Source organism: Shewanella sp. ZOR0012, assembly GCF_000798835.1.
GTDB lineage: Bacteria > Pseudomonadota > Gammaproteobacteria > Enterobacterales > Shewanellaceae > Shewanella > Shewanella xiamenensis.
This window is the reverse complement of the sequence record NZ_JTLE01000049.1, coordinates 1-1,463: the sequence shown is the minus strand read 5'-3', so window position 1 is coordinate 1,463 and position 1,463 is coordinate 1. Positions and strand designations below refer to the sequence as shown.

Sequence of the window (1,463 nt, the reverse complement as noted above, 5' to 3'; positions counted from 1 at the left end):
TGGAGCTGCCAGTGTCTTGGGTGATGGCGGTGATGGCCACGGTGTTACCGTCACCGTCTTGGTCAATCTTGGTGTCAACATTGCCGTTATCGCTGGCCTTTCCTGTATTACCCGCTGGATCTGTGACTGAAGCCTCTGCAGTATAACCACCTTCAGCGATGGGGTTAGTCACATCAACTGCATAAGTTCCATCTGAGTTAACCGTAGTTGTAAGAGTTTGTTGTGCCCCGGTGCTGTCGGTAACCAAAATAGTAATAGTACTACCAGGAGGTGCATCGGTTGTACCCGTGATAGTGGGCGTTGTATCTTGCGTATCATCGGGAGCACTCACAGTGATCACCGGCCCAGTAGTGTCCAGAACTGCGGAATCTCTGCCTTCTGGTGAAGTGTTGCCTGCAGCATCGGTTATGGTCGCAACGACAGTGATCGTTTCACCTTCAGCAGGGGCTGGAAGCGTTAGATTAACAAATCCATTATCAATGTCTTCCTGCGTTAGGATGTAATCAACACCATTAACTGTGAGCGTATCTCCCGCATTCGCGCCAGTACCTTCCAAGCCAATCGTGACGTTTACTTCGCTTGCTTCACCAAGTTCTTCATTACTGATAAAACCGTCATTGTTAGTGTCTGTAGTGATAGTGACACTAGGACCGCCATTTGCAACCGGAGTGATATTAATCGTTAATGTTGCGGTTGAGCCAGTATTGGTGGTGTAAGTAATGACAGGTACTTGGCCATTCCAGAATTCGTTAGGCGTAAATGTGTAGGAGCCGTCGGCATTGATGACTAAGCTACCGCCTTCTAAGGCAACGGTGGTGCCCGCAGTCACGGTATTGCCGTTTACAGTGAAGCTGACAACAGACAAGGTACTGTCAATATCACTGTCATTGCTAAGGACGTTACCAGTGGCAACGGAATCTTCAGCAACGGTATTGATATCGTTAACCAAGACTGATGGGTCATCCACTGGGGTGATATTAATGGTTAAGGTGGCCGTTGCACCAGTGTTGGTGGTGTAAGTAATCACCGGTACTGTGCCATTCCAGTTGGCGTTGGGTGTGAAGGTGTAAGAGCCGTCGGCGTTGATGATTAAACTGCCGCCTTCTAACGTAACGGTGGTGCCCGCAGTCACGGTATTGCCGTTTACGGTGAAGCTGACAACAGACAAGGTACTATCAATATCACTGTCATTGCTAAGGACGTTACCAGTGGCAACGGAATCTTCAGCAACGGTATTGGTATCGTTAACCAAGGCTGATGGGTCATCCACTGGGGTGACATTAATGGTTAAGGTCGCCGTTGAGCCAGTGTTGGTGGTATAGGTGATGACCGGTACTTGGCCATTCCAGTTGGCGTTGGGCGTGAAGGTGTAAGAGCCGTCGGCGTTGATGATTAAACTGCCGCCTTCTAAGGCAACAGTGGTGCCCGCAGTCACGGTATTGCCGTTTACGGTGAAGCTGACA

At 49.6% G+C, this 1,463-nt stretch carries 1 protein-coding gene; it reads right to left on the bottom strand.

Annotation, left to right across the window (positions count from 1 at the left end; genetic code table 11):
- Positions 1–1,463, bottom strand: a 1,463-nt coding sequence (locus tag L976_RS01410; RefSeq protein WP_047533454.1) for a beta strand repeat-containing protein, incomplete at both ends; no start/stop codon positions are given.